17 protein-coding genes are annotated in these 22,251 nt (G+C 52.6%); 6 read left to right on the top strand and 11 right to left on the bottom strand.

The window, feature by feature from the left end; translation table 11 throughout:
• Window positions 1-11: 11 nt before the first annotated feature.
• Window positions 12-1,685 carry a DNA repair protein RecN gene (recN, locus tag B2739_RS01130; RefSeq protein ID WP_331344244.1) on the top strand — a complete coding sequence of 558 codons (1,674 nt, stop codon included), beginning with the start codon at window positions 12-14 and terminating at the stop codon, window positions 1,683-1,685.
• 215 nt (window positions 1,686-1,900) lie between these two features.
• Here recN and fur read toward each other — a convergent pair whose 3' ends face one another.
• On the bottom strand, window positions 1,901-2,308 hold the full coding sequence (gene fur, locus B2739_RS01135; protein ID WP_049631139.1) for a ferric iron uptake transcriptional regulator: 408 nt from the start codon (window positions 2,306-2,308) through the stop codon (window positions 1,901-1,903).
• Between the two features lie 78 nt (window positions 2,309-2,386).
• Here fur and B2739_RS01140 point away from each other — a divergent pair, with 78 nt between their 5' ends.
• Entirely contained in the window at window positions 2,387-2,842 is a 456-nt protein-coding gene (locus tag B2739_RS01140; RefSeq protein ID WP_331344040.1) for an outer membrane protein assembly factor BamE, read from the top strand.
• A 96-nt stretch (window positions 2,843-2,938) separates the two neighbouring features.
• On the opposite strand, the gene B2739_RS01145 is transcribed toward B2739_RS01140, so the two are convergent.
• Complete coding sequence (locus B2739_RS01145; RefSeq protein WP_331344041.1) at window positions 2,939-4,570, bottom strand: diguanylate cyclase; 1,632 nt, start codon at window positions 4,568-4,570, stop codon at window positions 2,939-2,941.
• A gap of 293 nt (window positions 4,571-4,863) precedes the next feature.
• Between B2739_RS01145 and B2739_RS01150 the strand changes: the two genes are divergently transcribed.
• Window positions 4,864-6,084 (top strand): HD-GYP domain-containing protein, encoded by a 1,221-nt coding sequence (locus tag B2739_RS01150; RefSeq protein WP_331344042.1) that lies wholly within the window; start codon window positions 4,864-4,866, stop codon window positions 6,082-6,084.
• A 99-nt stretch (window positions 6,085-6,183) separates the two neighbouring features.
• Here the strand turns inward: B2739_RS01150 and B2739_RS01155 are convergent, their stop codons facing one another.
• The 6 genes from B2739_RS01155 to B2739_RS01180 all read right to left on the bottom strand — a co-directional run bounded on the left by B2739_RS01155 (window position 6,184) and on the right by B2739_RS01180 (window position 14,951).
• Complete coding sequence (locus tag B2739_RS01155; protein ID WP_331344043.1) at window positions 6,184-6,567, bottom strand: response regulator; 384 nt, start codon at window positions 6,565-6,567, stop codon at window positions 6,184-6,186.
• Window positions 6,568-6,650: 83 nt separating this feature from the next.
• Entirely contained in the window at window positions 6,651-8,669 is a 2,019-nt protein-coding gene (locus tag B2739_RS01160; RefSeq protein ID WP_331344044.1) for a PAS domain S-box protein, read from the bottom strand.
• Window positions 8,666-12,619 carry a PAS domain S-box protein gene (locus B2739_RS01165; protein ID WP_331344045.1) on the bottom strand — a complete coding sequence of 1,318 codons (3,954 nt, stop codon included), beginning with the start codon at window positions 12,617-12,619 and terminating at the stop codon, window positions 8,666-8,668. The genes B2739_RS01160 and B2739_RS01165 overlap by 4 nt, the downstream gene beginning before the upstream one ends.
• Before the next feature lie 124 nt (window positions 12,620-12,743).
• Window positions 12,744-13,079, bottom strand: coding sequence for an RnfH family protein (locus tag B2739_RS01170; protein ID WP_331344046.1), 336 nt, complete (start codon window positions 13,077-13,079; stop codon window positions 12,744-12,746).
• 49 nt (window positions 13,080-13,128) lie between these two features.
• Window positions 13,129-13,563 carry a type II toxin-antitoxin system RatA family toxin gene (locus B2739_RS01175; RefSeq protein WP_331344047.1) on the bottom strand — a complete coding sequence of 145 codons (435 nt, stop codon included), beginning with the start codon at window positions 13,561-13,563 and terminating at the stop codon, window positions 13,129-13,131.
• Between the two features lie 5 nt (window positions 13,564-13,568).
• On the bottom strand, window positions 13,569-14,951 hold the full coding sequence (locus tag B2739_RS01180; RefSeq protein ID WP_331344048.1) for a sodium-dependent transporter: 1,383 nt from the start codon (window positions 14,949-14,951) through the stop codon (window positions 13,569-13,571).
• A 234-nt stretch (window positions 14,952-15,185) separates the two neighbouring features.
• Here B2739_RS01180 and smpB point away from each other — a divergent pair, with 234 nt between their 5' ends.
• Window positions 15,186-15,668, top strand: a complete 483-nt coding sequence (smpB, locus tag B2739_RS01185; protein ID WP_331344049.1) for an SsrA-binding protein SmpB — start codon at window positions 15,186-15,188, stop codon at window positions 15,666-15,668.
• Window positions 15,669-15,765: 97 nt separating this feature from the next.
• Here smpB and B2739_RS01190 read toward each other — a convergent pair whose 3' ends face one another.
• The 3 genes from B2739_RS01190 to tkt all read right to left on the bottom strand — a co-directional run bounded on the left by B2739_RS01190 (window position 15,766) and on the right by tkt (window position 19,470).
• On the bottom strand, window positions 15,766-16,938 hold the full coding sequence (locus B2739_RS01190; RefSeq protein ID WP_331344050.1) for a phosphoglycerate kinase: 1,173 nt from the start codon (window positions 16,936-16,938) through the stop codon (window positions 15,766-15,768).
• Between the two features lie 29 nt (window positions 16,939-16,967).
• On the bottom strand, window positions 16,968-17,390 hold the full coding sequence (locus tag B2739_RS01195; protein ID WP_331344051.1) for a DUF5991 domain-containing protein: 423 nt from the start codon (window positions 17,388-17,390) through the stop codon (window positions 16,968-16,970).
• Between the two features lie 76 nt (window positions 17,391-17,466).
• Window positions 17,467-19,470 carry a transketolase gene (gene tkt, locus B2739_RS01200; RefSeq protein ID WP_331344052.1) on the bottom strand — a complete coding sequence of 668 codons (2,004 nt, stop codon included), beginning with the start codon at window positions 19,468-19,470 and terminating at the stop codon, window positions 17,467-17,469.
• A gap of 367 nt (window positions 19,471-19,837) precedes the next feature.
• Between tkt and B2739_RS01205 the strand changes: the two genes are divergently transcribed.
• Both B2739_RS01205 and metK read left to right on the top strand, forming a co-directional pair.
• Entirely contained in the window at window positions 19,838-20,863 is a 1,026-nt protein-coding gene (locus tag B2739_RS01205; protein ID WP_331344053.1) for a metalloregulator ArsR/SmtB family transcription factor, read from the top strand.
• A 145-nt stretch (window positions 20,864-21,008) separates the two neighbouring features.
• Window positions 21,009-22,163 carry a methionine adenosyltransferase gene (gene metK, locus B2739_RS01210; protein WP_049631155.1) on the top strand — a complete coding sequence of 385 codons (1,155 nt, stop codon included), beginning with the start codon at window positions 21,009-21,011 and terminating at the stop codon, window positions 22,161-22,163.
• Window positions 22,164-22,251 lie beyond the last annotated feature (88 nt).

Raw genomic sequence — 22,251 nt, forward strand, 5'->3', positions numbered from 1 at the left:
GCGAGGCATCCATGCTGACTCACCTGAATATCCAAAACTTCACCTTGGTCGAACGGCTCGATCTGGATATCAAACCCGGAATGACAGTGATTACCGGCGAGACTGGGGCAGGCAAATCGATCGTGCTGGATGCACTTGCACTGACGCTGGGCGATCGCGCGGAAGCGGACAGGGTGAGACTGGGAGCCAGCCGTGCCGATATCACCGCCACCTTCGATACCAGTGCTATTCCCAGCGCACAGGAATGGCTGCTCAATATGGATTTGCAGCAACCGGATAATCCGCAAGAGTGTTTGCTGCGCCGACTCGTTAACAATGAAGGCAAATCCAAATCCTATATCAATGGCCAACCGGTAACCTTGCAGCAGTTGCGCATCCTCGGTGAGATGCTACTGGATATTCACAGCCAACATGAGCACCAATCACTGCTGGTGAAAGACACCCATCGCCGTTTGGTGGACGAATTTGCAGGCCAGACGGAATTAGCCAAACAAGTGCGTCTGGCGTTTCGTGAATGGCAAAGCCGGCTTGAACACTTTATCCATCTACGCGACAACGCCGCCGATGTCAGCGCGCGCTTCCAATTACTGAGTTACCAATACAACGAGTTGGAACAGCTCGGGTTACAGCCGGGTGAATTAGCCAAACTGGAGGCCGAACAGCGCAGCCTTGCCAATGCCGAGGACATCATGCGCGGCAGCCAACAACTGGCCGCTTTTTGTAGCGATGAAGAGCAGGGTTTGAGTATCAACCTGCACCGCGCGCTGCATATTTTGCGCAATCTGCCCGAGAAATCGCCTGCGTTATTGGCCGCAGAAGAGTTACTTGCCAGTGCACAAATTCAAGTCGAAGAAGCGCAACACGAAATTGATCGCCATATCGATAGTTTCAATCTTGATCCGGCGCGTCTGGGGGTAGTGGAAGATCGCTTGTCGGCGATTTATGATCTGGCGCGCAAGCACCGAATCCAACCGGACGAGCTACCCGGTTTTATCGACCAGCTCAGCGCAGAACTGGAACAACTAACCGGTGGCGACGCCAAACTCGATCAATTGGCGCAACAGGTTGAACAGGCAGAAAAAGCCTATCGCCAACTGGCTGAACAACTGTCTGCCAAACGCAACAAGGCAGGTAACAATCTCGCCAAACAAGTCAACGAACAACTCAAACTACTGGCGATGGAAAATGCCAAACTGAGCGTTAGCCTGATTCCTTTGGGGGATAAACCCGGTGCCAATGGCCTGGAAGAAGTGGAGTTTCTGATCAGCACCAACCCCGGCCAAGCGCCGCGCCCCTTGGCCAAAGTGGCCTCCGGTGGCGAGCTGTCACGGATTAGTCTTGCGATTCAGGTGATTACTGCGCAAACATCTGCCACACCAACGTTGGTATTTGACGAAGTGGATGTCGGTATTGGCGGCGCAACTGGCGATGTTGTGGGGCAATTGCTGCGGCAGCTGGGCGAAAAAGGCCAAGTCATTTGCGTAACCCATCTGGCGCAGGTCGCAAGTAAAGGGCATCAGCACTTGCAGGTGGTCAAAACAGCGGGCAAAAAAAGTGCTGAATCAACACTGGTTGAGCTGGTGGGGGACAGCAAGGTAGAGGAAATTGCGCGCATGCTCGGCGGCTTGAAAATTACAGACCAGTCGCTCGCTCACGCCCGTGAAATGTTAGCTATTGAACCTTAATGAGCTTCAATAATGGGCTTCACTGATCATCCAATCCATCACATCGGATAAAAAACCGGAAATAAAAAGGGCGCGATAAACGCGCCCTCAAGCAGTAATACAAATCAACGTTTCTTTCATAACACCTATGCGTACGCATATCAAGCACTAACGTTTTCCTGCTAAAACATTTTTCTCTTCACTAACATTACTCGCCTAACACTTGCCCGGAACGCTTAGCGTTTTTTCCTTACGTATAACACCAAGCTGTGATCAGTTAGCTCGAAACCATACTCTGCAGCAATACGCTTTTGCAAGGTTTCAATTTCATCGTTATGGAACTCAATGATGTTGCCGGTATCTATATCGACCATGTGATCATGGTGCTCGCCGCGCGCAACTTCAAATACAGAATGACCGCCGTCGAAATTATGTCTCGCTACCAAACCGGCAGTTTCAAATTGGGTCAGTACCCGGTAGACAGTTGCCAAACCTACGTCATCACCCTGCTCCATTAGCGCTTTATACACATCTTCAGCGCTCATGTGATGCTGCTCAGAGGACTCCAGCATTTGCAAAATTTTCACACGAGGCAAGGTCACTTTAAGACCCGCTTTGCGCAGTTCGTGGTTACCGTCTGCCATTATTTCCCCCAAACCCTTCTCAGTGTTCCTGTGGTTCGGGTATTATCCGCGTTCATTTTCGTTAGTGGAAGCCCTAGTATGAAATTAGCCAGCCGTGTTTTTCTGGCCCTTGTCTTAGCATTCAGTCTCACCGCTTGCTCCGGCTTCCGTTTTCCTGGCGTGTATAAAGTCGGCATCCAGCAGGGTCATATCATCACCCAGGAGATGGTAGACCAGCTCAAGTTGGGCATGTCCAAACGTCAGGTGCGTTTTGTTCTCGGCAATACCTTGATGCCCGATACCTTTAATGATGACCGCTGGGATTACCCTTACAGCGTGCGCCGTGGCTCGCAAGGCAAGATCACCCAATACCTTTACACCGTGTATTTTGAAAACGACAAGCTAGTCAAAACCGAAGGGGATTTTTTGCCGGGCAAAGCGCCATTAAGCGGTGAAAAATCGAAGCGATATCTGGAAGATATGAACCGCGATGTGCCGGTACCTACCGATGACAGCACACCGCCTGAAGTACCTGATCCTGATGAGCTTGAGTAAGCGCGCCAGATTCACCGAAAACGACAACGCCCGGCTAAATGCCGGGCGTTGTGTTTATGGCGGCAGCGATGTGGATGCGGCACAAGAGCAAGACGATTAACTACAAATCCGGTTACGGCCTTCCGCTTTGGCTTTATAGAGAGCGGCGTCGGCTTCCTGCAGTAATTGCTCGGCGCGCGCGACACCTTCGCGATAGGCCGCAATACCGACGCTGAGGGTGACATTAAAACTGCGCTGGTCGACCGTAAAGGTGATTTCACTGAACCGCTGGCGCACATCTTCCATCAATGCCAGGGCTTCATCGCGACCGCAGCGTGGCAATACGGCGACAAACTCTTCACCGCCGTATCGCCCAACCGCATCGGATTTACGCAAGCGCTGGCGCAACAGGTGGGCAATAGCCTTGATCACCTTGTCACCAGCGGGGTGGCCGTAGGTGTCGTTGACCTGTTTGAAGTGGTCGAGATCGAGCATGACCAGGCTGAGAGAGTCCCCCGAGCGGATAGCCCGGCTCAGCTCGACATCGACCTGCTCTTTGATGCGTGAGTGTTTCAACAAGCCGGTCAGGCTATCGCGATCCAGCGCATCACTCAATTGTCGGCTGCGCGCTGCGCGCACCGAAACGGCAGTCACCAGTTCGCGGTCACCCAGAGGTTTGCTGAGAAAATCATCGCCCGCGCGCCCCATGGCATTAGCGCGCTTTTCTTCATCCTGTTCGGATGACAAATAGGTAATGGGTATCCGCAGCCAGTCCTGATTCAAACGGATTACCTGTGCCAACTCCGCGCCGTCGCAACCCGGCATATTGATATCGAGCAAAATCAATTCCGGATGGAAATCCTGCAGCTTTTCAAAAACTTCACGCGGATTGTTAATCACCTCCGCGCGGATATCCGCTGAGCTGAGCACCAGTTTGTAATGCTCGGCCAACTCCAGATCATCGTCGATAATCAATACCCTGTGCGGCGCACTGCGGTTGCGATCCAGATAGTACTCAAAGCAATCGACCAAGCGGATGATGTCCAGCGGCTTCACAAAATAGCCCACCGCACCGGCGCGCACGGCGGCATGGTAGGCATCAAAATCGGTGCGGGTAGAGACAAAAATCACCGGAATAGGGACAGGTAATTGCTGTTGCATGATGGCGACCGCTTCGGGCGTTTCGCGGCCTTCTTCGGTAAACATAATGTCGCAGATCATAAAATCCGGCGGGTGGCGCAACACTTCAGCCTCCGCCGCGGCGATGGTAGAGAAGTGCTCTACCTGATGACCAAAGTGACGCAAGGTCATGCAGACTTCATCGGCAATATCCTGGTCATCTTCCAGCACATAAATCAGGATATTGGTTTTGAGCGGTGCCAGTTGCGATACCACAGGGGTTTTCTTCGGGCTATCGTTTTGCGCCAGGCCATCCAATGCCGCCACTGCGACCGCAAACACCCGCACCAACCCCAGATCCAATTGGTTGCTATCGATCCACGCCTGGGTTTGCAGCTCCAGTTTCTTGGCTTGTTTACCCAATTCAGGAAAACCAAAACTCCCTGCAGAGCCTGCTAATTTATGCAGCCGTTGGCGCAACTGGTTGAGCGCATCCAACTGGATGGCAGGATCAGGCTTGGTCAAATGCTCAACCAAACTGCGTAGCTGTTGGATTTCAACGGGAAGACGCGCTGCATAATCGGCCCGAAGCGCCTGAAGTTTTAAGGCAATTTCAGCATTTTTATCCATGAGTAACCGATGCCTGACACTGGTTGAGCCACTTGATGGCTTTTCATTTTTGGTGGCCTTTCATTATAGGAATCTAAGCCCATACCAAAATTGAGTGCTGGCACAGTTCCCGTTAATGTTTTGAATAATAGGTCTGATCCGCTGGTTTAGCCAACCGGCAAACGCCATCCCGCTCCTGTCCCAAAGCCATTTAAAAGAATTAATGCGCGCCAGTCTTACCCAATAAAAAACACTGTCTATACTGATTTTAATCCTGCTCGATCAGGCATTCACTTTCATTCATCTGGACTCACATGCTCAAGCGAATTGCTGTCAACGATCTACAGCTCGGAATGTTCATTTGTGAATTTTGTGGCTCATGGATGGAGCATCCGTTCTGGAAAACCAAGTTTTTACTGACAGATACAAGTGATCTGCAAACCATTAAAAGCAGCGGCATTAAAGAGCTGTGGATTGACGTAGCCAAAGGTGCCGATCTGGGCGCTGTCCCGGGTAAATCAGAAGAGGAAGTCGAGCGCGAAACCGATGCGCTATTGTTGTCCGCAGCAAAAGCGGCCTCCACCGAGAAGACGTCGCTCGCCGATGAAATTGCCACAGCCGCTACACTCTGCGCCAAAGCCAAAGAAGCCGTGATTGAAATGTTCAGCGATGCGCGCATGGGTAAAGCAATTCAAGTTGAAGAGGCGCGGGCACTGGTGGAGGACATCTCCAATTCCGTGTTGCGCCAACCCCATGCCCTGATCAGTCTCGCCCGCTTAAAAACGGCCGATGAATACACCTATATGCATTCTGTGGCGGTCTGCGCCCTGATGATCGCGCTCGCACGCCAGCTAAACCTGAACGAAGACATGGTGCGCGAGGCAGGTTTTGCCGGTTTGCTACACGATATTGGCAAGGTCGGCATTCCGCTCAAGGTGCTGAACAAACCGGGCAAGCTGACCGACGACGAGTTCGCCATTGTGAAATCCCATCCGGATGTGGGAGCCAAGATTTTAATTGAGAGCTACGATGTCAGCCCGATGGTGCTGGATGTCTGCTTGCATCACCATGAAAAAGTCGATGGCACAGGTTATCCCCACGGACTGAAAGGCGACACCATCAGCCTGTACGCCAAAATGGGCGCAGTGTGTGATGTGTACGACGCCATCACCTCCAACCGCCCCTACAAAAAAGGCTGGTCCCCCGCGGATTCCATCCGCAAGATGGCGGAGTGGAGCAAAGGCCACTTCGATGAAGCTATTTTTCAGGCCTTTGTGAAAACCGTGGGTATTTATCCAACCGGCTCACTGGTGCGCTTGGAGAGCGGCCGGCTGGCGGTTGTGGTCGAGCAGAATGAGAAATCACTGCTCACCCCCACCGTAAAGGTATTTTTCTCGGCAAAATCCAAGATGCCGATCATCCAGGAGACATTGGATCTGGCGAAACTGCAGGGCAAAGAGAAGATCATCGGCCGCGAATCGCCCGATGATTGGGGTTTCAAAAATCTGGATGTTCTCTGGTCGGGGCTTGGTTAGACTTGATGGCGCGGTGCGCTGATCTAAGGCGCCCTAGGTATTGATCCCCGCTGCGCGAGGATGACGACTCTCTGGTTGTGTTACTGTCTCGACCACTCTTTATTGTTTTGACCAAATGTCGCGCAGCTCTTGCGTCAGCGTCATAGGGTCAAAGGGTTTGGCAATCACACCTACTGCGCCCAGCTTCAGATAGCCTTCCACTTCTTGCGGTTGCACCTTGGCGGTCATAAATACCACGGGGGTCTGCGCCAGCTCCGGAAAACTGCGCAACCCTTTGAGGGTTTCCGGTCCATCCATGCCCGGCATCATCACATCCAGCAGTATCAAATCCGGGTTAAACGCAACTGCCTTTGCCTGTGCATCGCTGCCACAACTGCAGGCTTCTACCGTAAAGCCGCTGATGGTCTCCAATACCATCATGGCGATAGCCTGGATATCCGGGTCATCCTCTACGTATAAAATTCGATTCAACTCCTGCGTCATAGATGAATACCTGTCTGTATGTCTGCATGTATGTATGTAACGATTTAACCTGGATAGCAGTAGGTAGCGGCCTATTTAACAAATCAGGAATGCGTTGCAGGCAACACCTTCTGGTGGCTGGATAACCGCTCGCCCGCAATTAAAAACAGCGCAAAAAACGCGGCGCCTTTGCCTAACTCTGATTCAAAGCCGATCTTGCCCTGCATCTTTTCAACAAACGATTTGCTGATCGCCAACCCCAAACCTGTGCCGCCGCGCTGGCGTGAATCCGACGAATCCGCTTGGGAAAACTTCTGGAAAATACGCGCGCGAAACTCTTCGCTGATGCCCGGCCCGTGATCCACCACCGCAATTCTTGCCCACTCACCCTGTTGCGACAGTTCCAGTTCTACCTGACCACCCGAGGGCGAGAATTTGACGGCATTGGAGATGAAATTGGCCAGCACCTGCTGCAGACGCTGGGCATCAACCCGCACCCGCAGATCCGCCGCCGGTGTGCGCAGCTCGAGCCTGATGCCAAAGGTATCGGCATAGGCTTTGTTACTTTCGAGCGAGTTTTCCAATATCGGCAACAGCGCCTGCTCCTTCATATTGAATTCCATTTTGCCGGCCAGGATTTTTTCCATATCCAGCAAATCGTTAATCAACAAGGTCAAGCGCAGCGAATTTTTATGGGCGATGTCCACCATATTGCGGATAGTGGATGGCAGATCGCCCAACATCCCACTGGCGATCAACCCCAGTGAGCCGGAAATGGCGGTCAGCGGTGTGCGCAATTCATGGCTCACGGCAGAGACAAACTCATTTTTCATCTGCTCGATACGCTTGCGCTCGGTGATATCCTGAATAAATGTCCAGATATGCTGTTCGCCAGTGGGAGTTTCGGTCAATACACCATTCAATAGCACCGGAATCAGTTGGCCATTTTTGTGGATATAGTGCTTTTCATAGGGGCCATAACGCCCGCTCTCCACCAAATTTTGCAACTCGCGCTTATCCGACTCCTGATACTCAGGCGGCGTCAGATCCACGTAGGTCATAGTGAGAATTTCATCGACACTGTAGCCCGTCAATCGGGGAAACTCCGGGTTGCAGTCCAAAAAACGGCCATCGCTAAGATCATTGAGGATGATTCCCACCGGGGCCTGAGTATAGAGCGTGGACAGCTTCTGTTCACTCAGGGCGATCTCTTTGCGCGTCACTTCCGCGGTGGTGATATCCCAGATAAACCCGTCGATAAACCTGATCTCACCCTGTTCATCAAATACACCGCAGCCGACTTCTTCTACCCAGCGCCATGACTGGTCAGCGTGCTGCAAGCGATAGATCAGGTGGAACGAGCGGTGCTGTGCCAATGCCTCCTGCACCAGCTCATAAATGACAGGCACATCATCGCTGTGGGTGATGTCGGTCATACTCAGGGCATCGTCACCCAAAAAGTCCTTCGCTGGGTACCCCGTCAGTGACTCAACTGCCGCACTCATGAACAGCATGCTCCAGCGGGAGTTGTTTTCGCAGCGATAAACCGCGCCGGGAAAGTTGCTGACCATACTTTGCAGGCGATCTTCACGCTCCTGCGCGATGCGGCGCTCCTGCCCGAGGGTATTATTGGCTTCGCGCAACTGCAGCAGTTGCATCACCTGCCCAGCCAGTAACTTCAGCGCCTGTATTTGGGCTTGGTCTAACTGGCGCGGCTGGTAATCGACCACACACAGTGTCCCCAACGCCAGGCAATCTGTAGTGACCAGTGGTGCCCCTGCATAAAAACGGATGTGAGGCTCGCCCAACACCATGGGGTTATCGCAAAAACGCGGGTCTTGGTGGGTATCTTCCACCACCAACAAGGTATCGGGTTCGAGAATGGCATGGGCACAGAACGCAAGATCGCGGTGGGTTTCCGTTCCATCCAACCCCATACAACTTTTGAACCATTGGCGCTCCGCATCAATCAACGACACCAATGCCACAGGTGTGGCGCAAATACTCGCGGCTAACTGGGTGAGATCATCAAAACTCTGTTCACGCGGAGTATCCAGAATCGCCAGATTGTGCAGATAGGCGAGACGCTCGTTTTCGCGCCGGGGTAAGACTGCTTTTATCATGGTGCTGCTCCCGCCGGTTCAGTTGCCAACTGTGCCAGCGCTTGTTGGATGATGTCTTCCAGTTGCCCGTTGACCAATGGCTTTTGCAACCAGAACACGCCACTGCGTGATACCAGTTCCGGCAACCGTTTTTTGCCCTCATCCACAGCACCGGTGATGATGATCACCGGCAGGCGCTTTCCGTCTTGCAGGAGTGATTCCTGCTGGCGGATTTGTTCCACAATGGTCGTTCCATTCATATCGGGGAGATTCAGGTCGAGCGTTATCAGATCGTAATCGCGCAATTGCAGGTGCTCCAGCGCCGATTGCCCGGTCGTCGCACAATCCACATCGTAATCGCGCGAGGCAAGCGCCGTGACCAGCACCTCGGCGGTTTCCAGATCATCTTCCACGACCAGCAAATGCGGCTTGGTCTTGCTCGGCTCCTGGCGGCTGGCCGGGACTCTTTGGGTGGCGTCTTCACAGGGCAAGTCAAAATAAAAACTGGCACCTTTGCCCGGTACCGAATCCACCCCCACCTTGCCGCCCATGCGCTCGATAATCTCTTTACAGATCGCCAGGCCCAAACCAGTGCCGCCTTTTTGGCGGGTATCCGAGGAGTCGGCCTGGGAGAATTTTTGGAACAGGCGGGCGCGGAAGTTCTCGGGTACACCCGGCCCTTTGTCGGTCACACTCACCCGCACACTGCCAAAGCGCGGTTCCACCTGTACCGTCACCACATCATTCAAGGGCGAGAATTTGGCGGCATTGGAGAGGTAGTTGGCCAACACCTGCAGGAGCCGTTGGTTATCGACGGTAACTTTGACATCGCTATTGCCCGGCAGCAGTTCATAGGTCACGCCGTATTGTTGGGCGAACACACTATTGGCCTCAATGCTCTGCTGGATCAGCGGCAGCAACATCTGCGGTTTGATATCAAAATGCATTTTGCCCGCGACCAGTTTTTCCATATCGAGCAGGTCGTTGACCAGATGGATCAGGCGCTGTGAATTATTGTGGGCTATCTGGATCATGCGCTCCGATTGCCCGGGCAACGCGCCAGTCAGACCATTGACCAAAATCCCCAGCGCGCCACTGATCGCCGTCAGCGGGGTGCGCAGTTCATGGCTGACGGTGGCGATAAATTCGGTTTTCATCTGGTCGATACGCTTGAGTTCACTGACATCGCGCGCCATACCCAAATAGCCGCTGATTTCCCCCTCAGCATCGCGCAGCACCGCAACCGTCAACACAACCGGCAGGCAGCTGCCATCTTTGCGCACATAGACCCATTCGTGTTCATCGTCATCTCCTTCGCGCGCCTTGGCCACAAAGGCATTGAAATCCGGCGCAATTTCATACCCGAGCTCACAGGTCAGTTGGTGCGCGCGGGCGATCATTTCTTCTGGCAGATGCAGTATCGCTGGCGACTGTTTATCGATCATCTCCTCGGCGCTGTAGCCCAGCATAAGCTCCGCACCGTGATTGAAGGTTTTGATCACGCCGGTTTTATCGGTTGAGATAATCGCAATACTGGCGGCATCCAGAATCGCTTTGCGCAGGGAATTGATCTCTTTGAGTTTGATCTCTGTCTCTTTGAGCGAGGTGATGTCCGATACATAACCACTCCAGAGCACGCTGCCATCTTCCAGTTTTTCCGGCACCGACTCGATGTGAGACCAGATCATGCCGCGCTGCGGGTTATTGATCCGCACAGTCGCCACCCAAGGAGTGAGGTGGGCCGCAGAATAGGAGACGCTCTCGCCCACCCAGCCGGCGTCGTCCGGATGTATGACGGCGAATACCTTGTGCGCCGAAAACATCACATCTTCCGGGTTGACGTTGTAAATATTCTTGATGCCCGGGCTGGCGTAGGGGAAGAACGAGCTGCCATCAGGGCGCAACTGGAATTGGTAGAGGAAGCCCGGCAGGCGTTCGCTGAGTTTCTGGAAGCGCTGCAGGATGACTTTTTTCTCGGCGTCCTGTTGCAGGCGCTCGACGACTGAACTGATCCAACGCGCGAGCAAACGCACAAAGTCTTTGTCGAGCGAATCGTATGGGTGATGGCGGGTTTTGCGCGAGGTAAAGCAGAGGGTGCCGTACACTTCGCCGTTCACCCACAAAGGCGCACCGATATAGCTTTCTATCTGGGTCAACAAATAGGCGGGGTGATGGCGATATTCGCTGGCGGGAATATCGTCCTCCGCCCACACGTCGCGCAAGCTGACCGTCAGGCTACAGTAGGTTTTCGCAAGCGGGCTGAAAGCGGGCAGGTTGTGCTGTCCCTGGGCGGAAAACTGGATGTGCACCCGGTAGTCATCGCCACTGATCTGGCTGATCGCCCCGCCACTCAAGCCCAAATAGCGCGCACCCAAATTCAGCGCGCGGCGCAGCTGTTCATCCGGGTCCACCGCCGAAAGCGAGGCAATCTCATTAAGCGAGTGCAGCGCCGCCTGCTGGCGGATGCTGATCAATTCGGTATTTTTGCGGTCGGTAATGTCGGTATAGACACCCAGCATCAGCGTGGCTTTACCTTTTTCATCCCACTCCACCACCTTGCCGCGCGTGAGAATCCATTTGTAGCTGCCGTCGTGCACCTTGAGGCGATACTCGTTTTCATACATCGCGGTCTCGCCTTTGATGTGGCGGATGATGTCACTGTAGCTGGTGCGCTTATCGGCAGGGTGGACGCGGCTCATCCACTCATCCAGATCAAGCGATGTTGGCGACTCAGGGCCTATGCCACAGAGCTGACGCCACTCAGGGGAAAAGCTCGCTTTGTCCTGGGCGATATTCCACTCCCAGAAGCCCGAATCACTGGAGCGCAGCGCCAGTGCCAGACGCTGGCGCGACTGTTCGCTCACCGCATGTTCGGTTTGCAGCTGCTCGCCATGCTGTTGCACAAGGTTGCGTAGATAGCGGCGGTTGAGCTGGCTAAATCCCAGCAACAACAATTGGGCACACACCATCGCCGTCATCCATTTGGCGATCGCCCGCTGGCGGATATTGGTATAGGTTGTGTAGTCAGGGGTGATATCCGTCCAGGCCAGCATCGCCAATCCCGATTGCTCAATCGGCACCGAGGCCTGCTCCAGCGGCCACCAGGAAGCCACATAGGCTTTGCCCTCGCTGAACAGCAAATGGCCGCGCTGGTTAATCGGCACCAGTCCACCTGACCACCAACCATACAATTGCGGGTCAGTCGCCCCTTCCAAGCGCCAATCATCTACCGTGGTGGGGCTCTGCTCTTTGAGCTGCTGCCGGGTTCGCTCCCACAACACCTGCTCCACGGCCGATTTACGCAGGAACATCGCCAACTGGATAGGTGAGCGGGGAGCATCGCCCGCAGGCAGTGATGACATTCCCACTTCAAGTACGGCAATCACGCCACCGGTCTGGTCGGGGTTTGCCATAATCGGCAAGACTGCACGATACCCGCTGCCTTGACGGGCGACATCCAAGCCCCAGGTGGGAACACCGGAAGTAAACGCAGCGCTGATCATGGGACGCAGGCCGCTCACACTGTCGCCGTAGCGATCCGGGCGGTGCATGCGCAAGAAGCTCACTGCCCCGGGCGCGAAATACACACTCAACTGGTGTGCACCCAGATCCCCCATGTCGTCCCAGTAATCGCGCAAGAGCTGTTGTAATTCAAGACGGGAGGCCTGCAGCTGTGCAGAACCCCGGCCATTGCTGGCATTGATATAGAGTTGGTGCGCCGTGCGGATCTGCTCTATGACGCGGTAATCCCGCCCGATCAATTGCGCCAACAGCATCGCCTGTTGGGTCAGGTCGCGACCAGTGGCGTGGACATAATCATTCTGGGTTTGGGCATTCCACTCCAGGCGCTCCTCCCAGACCTGACGATGGGTACTGAGGTCAGCCAGCATAAACAATACAAATACCACCGCCAGCCCCAGGGAAGACACCCAGGGCAACCAGCGGAATAGACGTTTGTAATTCACAGACATGAACGCTCTCGGGTAATCAATAACGTCCGCCCCCTAAATGTGGCAGAGTATTACCCCAGTGTAGTGCAAAATTTCGCGGGAGCTGGCCACTACACCGGAAACGGTGCCTTGGCCTGCATGTGGGCTAGGCGTCCGCAGCTGTGTCGCCGGTGCCGGTTTTTTCGGCGCGTTTGCGGCGGGCATCTTTGGGGTCAGAGGCGAGTGGGCGATAGATTTCAACACGGTCGCCCGCGTGCAGCACATGCTTATCAGCCGTCTCCAACCCCTTGGTGCCGAGCGACTGGCCAAAAATACCCATTTTGGCACTGGTAATGTCCAGACCGGGAAAGTGATCGGCAATTTTGGAGCGTTTGACTGCCTCCAGCGCCGTAGTGCCCGGTTCCACCAAGAGCGCGATAATTTTTTGTTTGTGCGGCAGGGCATAGGCCACTTCCACCGTAATCAGATCAAAATCCGCCATTGCTGCATCCAACTAACGTAAAAAAACACGTGATAAACAACACGAAAATTCAGCGATAAACCTGTTTGGCACGCGCACAGAGCGCATCCACCTGTTTATTGCTGACGCCTTCAAACAATTTTCCCACTGCCATGCCCAACAAGCGGTTTTGCAGCTCAAATTCCAGCTCAAAACTGACTTTGCATGCGGCATCCGCCAAGGGAACAAAACGCCATAGGCCGCGCAGATATTTAAATGGCCCATCGACCAATTCCATGCTCATGCTATGCGGCGGCTGCAACTGGTTGCGGGTAACAAAACTCTGGCTCACGCCCGCCTTATGCAGCTCCAGGCGCGCCTCCAGCCAACCATCGCCGCGCGCGAGAATTTTTGCGCCAGTACAGCCCTCCATAAATTGTGGATAGGCTTCAATATCGTTGACCAGATCAAACATTTGCTGCGCCGAATAATTCACCAGCGCGGATCGTTCTACCCTGTGAGCCAAGCCCGTTACTCCACAAACACGGCGCGCAGCACCGGAAAAATACCGTTGATCAATACCACCAGTACCGCAATCGGCGAAATAAATTTCAATACCGGCCGCCACCAGCGAATCAAGCGCGGCGGCTCGGATACCAGCTCATGCAGAATATGATGGTCGCGCAGCTTCCACCCCACAAACAGGGCAATCAGCACACCGCCCAACGGCAACATAATGTTGGTGGCGATAAAATCCATGGAGTCAAAATAGGATTTACCCCACAGGAATTGCTTGCCCGACCACTCATTAAATGACCACACCGAGCCCAAGCCCATCACCCAGGCGACTACCCCCAACAAGACACTCGCTGCAACCCGGTTGAACCCGAAGCGCTCATTTAAATAAGCCACGCCCGGCTCCAGCAGCGAAATCGTCGAGGTCCAGGCGGCGAGCATCACCATCACAAAAAAGACCGCACCAAACACCAAGCCCGCACTCATATTGCCGAACGCCACCGGCAAGGTCACAAACATCAAGCCGGGGCCGCTACCGGGCGATATTCCGGGTGTGGCAAATACCAGCGCAAAAATCGTCACACCAGCGACCAGGGCGACCAGCGTATCCAGCAGTGCAACATACAGCACCGTGCGGCTCACCGACTGGTTGCTCGGCATATAGGCACCGTAGGCCATAATCGCGCCCATCCCCAAACTCAGGGTAAAAAACGAATGCCCCATGGCGATCAGGGCTGACTCCCAGGAAATATCCTGCGGGTTAAAGCTGAACATAAAGCGCAGCGATGTCGCAAACTCGCCCTCGACCGCCGCGTAACCCAACAACACCAGCAACAATACAAACAACAGCGGCATCATCACCCGCACCGAAGATTCCAGCCCGCGCGTCACACCCAGCGCAAGAATCACTACCGTCATCAGCGTAAACAAAGTGTGCCAGAGCAGCATCTTGTCCGGGTCAGCCAACAATCTATCGAATAACTGTTTGGAGGTCTCGCCGGTCAGGCCGGTGAATTCGCCACTCACCGCGGCCACTATGTACTCTAATGTCCAACCGGCAATCACCGTGTAAAACGATAAAATCACCAAACCGGCCAAGGCACCCATCCAGCCAATACCCGTCCAGAGCCTGCTCGCACCGGCGGCTTCGCACAGCTCGGCGGTGGCGAGAATCGGGTTAGCGCGCGCACGCCGTCCCATCAAAATTTCCGCCATCATGATCGGGATGCCAATCAGCAAAATACACACCAGATACATCAATACAAAGGCGCCGCCGCCGTTCTCACCGGTGATGTAGGGAAACTTCCAGATATTGCCCAAACCCACTGCCGAGCCTGTCGCCGCCAGGATAAAACTGCCGCGCTGTCCCCAAATGACATGCTGCTTGAGTCGCTTCACAGGATGTTCCCCTTTTGTCTTTGCAGAAAATTATTATTAGCCAAGCACAGACTGCACCAGAAACAGCGCGCGCCCTTTATCAATAGTAAAACGCGATACACATGCCTAAAGGTGAATTGTACCCAGATTACCCCTCGTGTATAAACCCGCGCCAAGCGCTTGCACCAAGACATCACGGAGCGTTTGCCGATATAATGCCCGTCCGTTTTTGATCTTGTTCAAGTAGCAGCATCCATGGCCAAAAAAGCACAGAAGAACCAAGGCAATACCATCGCCCTCAACAAAAAAGCCAAGTTCGATTACGAACTGCACGAGCGTTTTGAGGCCGGTGTTGCACTCACCGGTTGGGAAGTGAAAAGCCTGCGCGCCGGTAAAGGCAACATTACCGATTGCTACGTGATGTTTAAAAATGACGAAGCCTGGCTACAAGCCGCGCAAATCCAACCGCTGCTGAGCGCCTCAACGCACTTCGTCACCGACCCGTTTCGCAACCGCAAACTGCTGCTCAATCGCCGCGAAATCAATCGCCTGCAAGAAGCCGTCAATCAAAAAGGCTATACCGTAGTGCCCACTGCGCTCTACTGGAAAGATCACCTGATCAAACTGGAAATCGCCATCGCCAAAGGTAAGCAGTTACACGATAAGCGCGAAACCGAAAAAGAACGCGACTGGGCGCGCGACAAACAGCGCCTGTTCCAAAAGGATCAAAAACGATAGCACTTTGCGCAACACCGTTTTCGCACTTATTAAAAAATCAAAAAAAATGCCGGTACTATTTTCAGCACCGGCATTTTTTTATGCGTTTAAAAACAGATTAGTTTTTAGCGCGCTCTTCCAGAATCGCTACTGCTGGCAATACTTTTCCTTCCACGAATTCCAGGAAAGCACCGCCGCCGGTAGAGACGTAAGAAATTTTGTCTGCAAGGTTCCATTTATCGATAGCCGCTAAAGTATCGCCACCTCCTGCAACTGAAAATGCATCGCTTTCAGCAATGGCGCGCGAAATGGTTTCGGTACCTTTAGAGAAAGCATCAAACTCAAATACACCGCAAGGGCCGTTCCACAAAACGGTTTTGGCGTTTTTAATAATCTCGGCAACGCGTGCTGCAGTTTCAGGACCGTAGTCGATAATTTCTTCGTCAGCCTGAATTTCGTTAACTTTTTTCGCTACACACACAGAGTTGTGGTTCCATGATTTGAAACCTTCTTTGGTAACACGCACATCGGTCGCGTAAACCACTTCCGTGGTTTTGCACAGGCGTTGTGCTTCGGGAATCAAATCTTTTTCATGCAGTGAATTGCCTACTTGATTACCTGCCGCCGCAACGAAAGTATTGGAAATGCCACCACCGACTACAAGAATGTCAGCAATTTTTGACAAAGCATCCAACACGCTCAGTTTGGTAGACACTTTCGAACCACCAACGATAGCCACCAATGGACGCGCAGGGTTGTCGAGCACTTTTGCCAGCGCTTCCAACTCGGCAGCAAGCAAAGGACCTGCACAAGCGATGGGCGCAAATTTCGCAACACCGTGAGTCGATGCTTGCGCGCGGTGCGCAGTACCAAACGCATCCATTACAAACACATCGCACAGCGCCGCCATTTTTTTGGAAAGCTCGTCAGAGTTTTTACCTTCGCCTACATTGAAGCGAACGTTTTCGAGCAACACCAAATCGCCTTGGTCAGCAAAGCCATCAACCCAATCTTTTACCAGCGGAACCGCGCGGCCTAATTTTTCGCTCAAATATTTTGCAACCGGCGCAAGCGATGCAGCCTCATCATAAACACCTTCATCAGGACGACCGAGGTGCGACATCACCATGACTTTTGCACCAGCAGCCAATACAGCCTGAATAGTAGGAATCGATGCATCAATACGCACCGCACTGGTAATACGCCCATCTTCCAAGGGTACGTTCAGATCCTGACGAATCAATACACGCTTACCAGCAAGATCCTGGTCTTTCATTAGTTTTACAGTCATAGTGAGCCTCTTAGCTATTGCCAATAATTTTACTGAGCTTTCTTTAAAAAATATTTTCCCGGTTTCGCTACAGACTCATCAGGCACCAGCGCATCCCAATGAGTTACCAATTCATCATCCAACCAAAACAACCGCTGCCCGACTTTGTAAAGCTCAACTCCATAAGCATTTTTCACTGAACCATCTTCATAAGATTTGAAGTAAATACGCAGCGCTTTTTTGTCGTCCTTAGCGTCACACATAATAGTTTCAAAAACTTGATAACCTTGAATGCTTAGCTGGCAAGATTTATCGTCGACATTCAAAACATATTCAACAAACATCAAGCGATCAGGAATTCCGCCACTCAAATCAAGATCAAAGCCATATGAGCCATGCCATACTGGATTTGCAGATGCAGTGAAAGAAAGTAGAGCACCTACTAACAAAGACGATCGTTTTACTGCTTTCATGGATCAACTTTAACTTTTGCTATCCCTAAGAAAAAACACCCGATCTAAGTCGGGTGTTTTGTTTTCATGGAAGATTTTAGTCTTCCAACAATTCTTCAACAGTGGCGACAATGTTGTCGACAGTGAAGCCGAAGTGTTCGAGCAGTTTATTGCCGGGGGCTGATTCACCGAAGGTGGTCATGCCGATGATGCGACCATCGAAGCCAACGTATTTGTACCAGTAGTCAGCGTGTGCAGTTTCAACCGCAACGCGCGCGCCTACGCTGATTGGCAATACCGATTCTTTGTAGGCAACATCTTGCTGGTCAAACACAGAAGTCGAAGGCATAGACACAACGCGAACGTTTTTGCCTTTGGCTTTCAACGCTTCAGCCGCTTTCACCGTTACACCCACTTCAGAACCAGTTGCGATCAAAATAGCTTCTGGCTCACCAACGGAATCAACCAATACGTAACCGCCTTTGGCGATGTTGGCGACTTGCTCTTGGGTGCGCGCAAAGAAATCCAGATTTTGACGGCTGAATACCAATGCCGCTGGGCCATCGGTACGCTCTACTGCCGATTTCCACGCTACTACAGATTCAGTGCTGTCCGCCGGGCGCCAGGTTTCCAGATTTGGAGTCAGACGCAAAGTACCCAGCACTTCGATTGGTTGGTGAGTTGGGCCGTCTTCGCCCTGACCGATGGAGTCATGGGTGTAAACAAACACGTTGCGCAATTTCATCAATGCCGACATACGCACCGCGTTAGCCGCATATTGTTGGAACATCAGGAAGGTTGCGCCGTAAGGGATAAATCCACCGTGAGCAGAAACACCGTTCATGATCGCGCTCATACCGAATTCGCGCACGCCGTAGTACACGTAGTTACCGCTGGCATCGCCCGCTTCTACGCCTTTGGATTTTTTCACGAGAGTCAGGTTAGAACCGGCGAGGTCGGCAGAGCCGCCAAGAATTTCCGGCAACCACTCAACAAATGCCGCGATAGTGTTTTGCGATGCTTTACGGCTCGCAATTTTTTCGCCTTTGGCTTGGGTTTCGGCAATAAAGGCTTCTGCTTTTGCGGCGAAGTCCGCTGGCAATTCGCCTTTGACTACGCGGCGATCAAATTCAGCAGCGAGTTCCGGATACGCAGCTTGGTAGGCTGCAAATTTTTCGCCCCAGGATTTTTCTGCCGCAGCACCTTTGGTTTTTGCATCCCAACCTTCGTATACATCCGCAGGCACCACAAATGGCTCGTATTCCCAGTTGAGGGTTTTACGTACCAATGCCACTTCTTCCAGACCGAGTGGTGAACCGTGGCAATCGTGTGAACCTTGTTTGTTCGGTGAACCGAAACCGATGATGGTTTTGGTGATGATCAAGGTTGGCTTTTGGGTTTCAGCGCGCGCGGTTTCAATCGCGGTTTTGATTTCTACCGGATCGTGACCGTTAACAGAACGGATCACCTGCCAGCCGTAAGCCTCAAAACGCTTGGCGGTGTCATCGGTAAACCAGCCTTCAACGTGGCCATCGATAGAAATACCGTTGTCATCGTAGAACGCAATCAACTTGCCCAAGCCCAGAGTACCGGCCAGAGAACAGGCTTCGTGCGAAACACCTTCCATCATGCAGCCATCGCCGAGGAAGCAGTAAGTGAAGTGATCAACTACCTCATGGCCATCGCGGTTGAATTGCGCCGCCAGTACTTTCTCAGCCAGCGCCATACCCACGGCGTTAGCAATACCCTGACCCAATGGGCCAGTGGTGGTTTCAACACCGGGGGTGTAACCCAATTCCGGGTGGCCGGGGGTGTTGGAGTGCAATTGACGGAACTGCTGCAGGTCCTCAATGGAAACCGCGTAACCGCTCAGGTGCAGCAACGAGTAAATCAGCATAGAGCCGTGGCCATTGGACAGCACAAAACGGTCGCGGTCAGCCCACTTGGGGTTTTGCGGGTTGTGTTTTAAAAAGTCGTTCCACAGAACTTCGGCGATATCCGCCATGCCCATTGGGGCGCCCGGGTGGCCTGAGTTGGCTTTCTGAACCGCATCCATAGAGAGGATACGGATCGCATTGGCAAGGTGTTGACGAGTTGGCATGAAACTCAAGGCTCCTTAAATAAAGTTGATTGCTGTTGTAGTTGGGCGCATCACTGCCGTCTATGCGGTTCAGGGCACCCGGGGTTGCAAAGCACTAATGGGCAAATGCCACTTATTTACAGGCCTCTGATGGGCTTTGGTGTCGTTGGGTTCCAGCCGCCGTCGCTGGGACAAAATGGGCAGGCATTTTCGCCCAGCAAGCGCCAGTCGTAAAGAAATAACCGGTCTCATAGGTAGAATTAATGACAAAAACGCCCGCTATCGGCGTTCTTGAGCATAAAAAAGCCTAAAACCTATATCAAAATATTTTGATATAGGTTTTTTTGGCTGCTAGACTGCGCAGCACTTTCCACTTGTTGACCACAGAATGAACCAATCCCTGCAAAACAATGATGCATCCCTGCCAGTGCTAACCGACATGGTCGAGCTGGAGACGCCACTCAGTCCACTCGCCAACCTGCTTAAAGCCGCAGGCGACCCTTTGCGCCTGGAGATACTGCGGGTGCTGAGCCAGGATTCGTTTGGTGTGCTGGAGCTGTGCCGGATCTTTTCGATAAAACAGTCAGGCATGAGCCATCATCTTAAAGTGCTCAATAATGCGGGGCTGCTCAGTTCGCGGCGCGAGGCCAATTCGATTTTTTATCGTCGCGCTTATTTAGCACCCGATCACCCACTCGCCGCTTTACAGCAACAATTGTTTGCCACCGTCGATACCTTTCCGATTGCCGAACACCTGTTGCTGCCCATCCGCGAGTTGCAGCAAGAACGCAGCCAGGCCGCGCAGCAATTTTTTAGCGAAAATGCCGATAAATTTCGCGCGCAGCAAGATCTGATTGCCAGCTATCCGGTGTATGCCGAGCAGATGACGCAGTTGCTCAACAACACACCGCTGCGCGATAAAAAACTCGCGCTGGAAATCGGCCCCGGTGAAGGTGAATTTTTAGCGGTGATCGCACAACACTTTAATCACGTAATTGCACTCGATAATGCCGCCAATATGCTCGACAAAGCGCGCGTATTTGCGAGCGAAAAAAATCTGCGCAATATCGAATTTATCCACGGCGACACACAGAGTTTGCTCGGCCATAAAATATTGGCTGATTGCATCTTGGTAAATATGGTTCTGCACCATACGCCGTCACCTGCCGATATTTTTCAGGATTTAAGTAATGCTCTCGCACCCGGCGGCGCGCTGTTGGTTTGCGATTTGTGTCGCCACGAACAAGCCTGGGCGCGCGAAGCTTGCGGTGATTTGTGGCAAGGGTTTGATCCACAGGATTTTTCGCGCTGGGCACAGGCGGCAAAATTAGATGAAGGTCAAAGTGTGTATTTTGCACTGCGCAACGGTTTCCAAATTCAATTGCGCCAATTTTTCAAACCGACGAATTTTTAGCTTCTTAAAAATTTAATACGTAGCCCGTATGGAGCCTAGCGAAATACGGGAACACCGATGATGTAACAATAAAGCCCTTATTGCGTTTCACTCCATACGGGCTACCCTATTTTTTTATTTTCGAAATTATGTAAAGGAAAAAGCCATGTCCGAATATTCCGTCTTTACGTCCGAGTCAGTTTCCGAAGGCCATCCCGATAAAATGGCTGACCAGATTTCCGATGCTGTGCTCGATGCCATTTTAAAAGATGACCCCAACGCGCGCGTTGCAGTAGAGACACTGGTAAAAACCGGCATGGCGATTGTCGCCGGTGAAGTGCGTACATCCACTTACGTTGATTTGGAAGATTTGATTCGCCAGGTAATTCTGGATATCGGCTACAACTCCAGCGATGTTGGTTTTGATGGCGCAAGCTGCGCAGTATTAAATGCAATCGGCAAACAATCGGCCGATATCGCCATGGGTGTTGATGAAGGCGATGAAAAAGATTTGGGTGCAGGTGACCAGGGTTTGATGTTTGGTTACGCCACCAATGAAACCTCCGTATTGATGCCAGCGCCGATTTTTTATGCGCACCGCTTGGTAGAAAAACAAGCACAATTGCGCAAGAGCGGTGAATTGCCCTGGTTGCGCCCCGACGCAAAAAGTCAGGTGACTTTGCGTTACGAAAACGGTAAGCCGGTGGCAATCGATGCCGTTGTACTTTCCACCCAACACAGCCCGAGTGTGCAGCAAGCAGAAATTCGCGAAGCCGTGCGCGAATTGATTATCAAAAATGTATTGCCTGCTGAATGGCTACACAAAGATACGCAATACCATATCAACCCGACTGGCCAATTTATTATCGGGGGCCCAGTGGGCGATTGCGGTTTGACTGGCCGCAAAATTATTGTGGATTCTTACGGCGGCATGGCACGTCACGGCGGCGGTGCATTCTCTGGTAAAGATCCATCAAAAGTAGATCGCTCTGCCGCTTACGCAGGCCGTTACGTGGCAAAAAATATTGTTGCGGCAGGCTTGGCTGATAAATGTGAAATTCAGGTGAGCTATGCGATTGGTGTTGCTGAACCAACATCAATTTCTATCAACACATTCGGTACCGGAAAATTGTCGGATGCTGAAATCGTCAAATTGGTGCGCGAACATTTTGATCTGCGTCCGCGCGGTTTGATCCAAATGCTGGATTTGAAACGCCCGATTTATCGCCAGACTGCAGCATATGGTCATTTTGGTAGAGAGTTACCCGATTTCACTTGGGAAAAAACCGATAAGGCAGATGCATTGAAGAAAGCGCTTTAAGACCCTCACCCCAGCCCTCTCCCAGAGGGAGAGGGGGTTAAAAGCACGCACTACGAATTTAGCACTCTCCGCTCCTCTCCCTCCGGGA

It is taken from the genome of Cellvibrio sp. UBA7661, assembly GCA_002483365.1.
In the GTDB taxonomy this organism is placed as follows: Bacteria; Pseudomonadota; Gammaproteobacteria; order Pseudomonadales; family Cellvibrionaceae; genus Cellvibrio.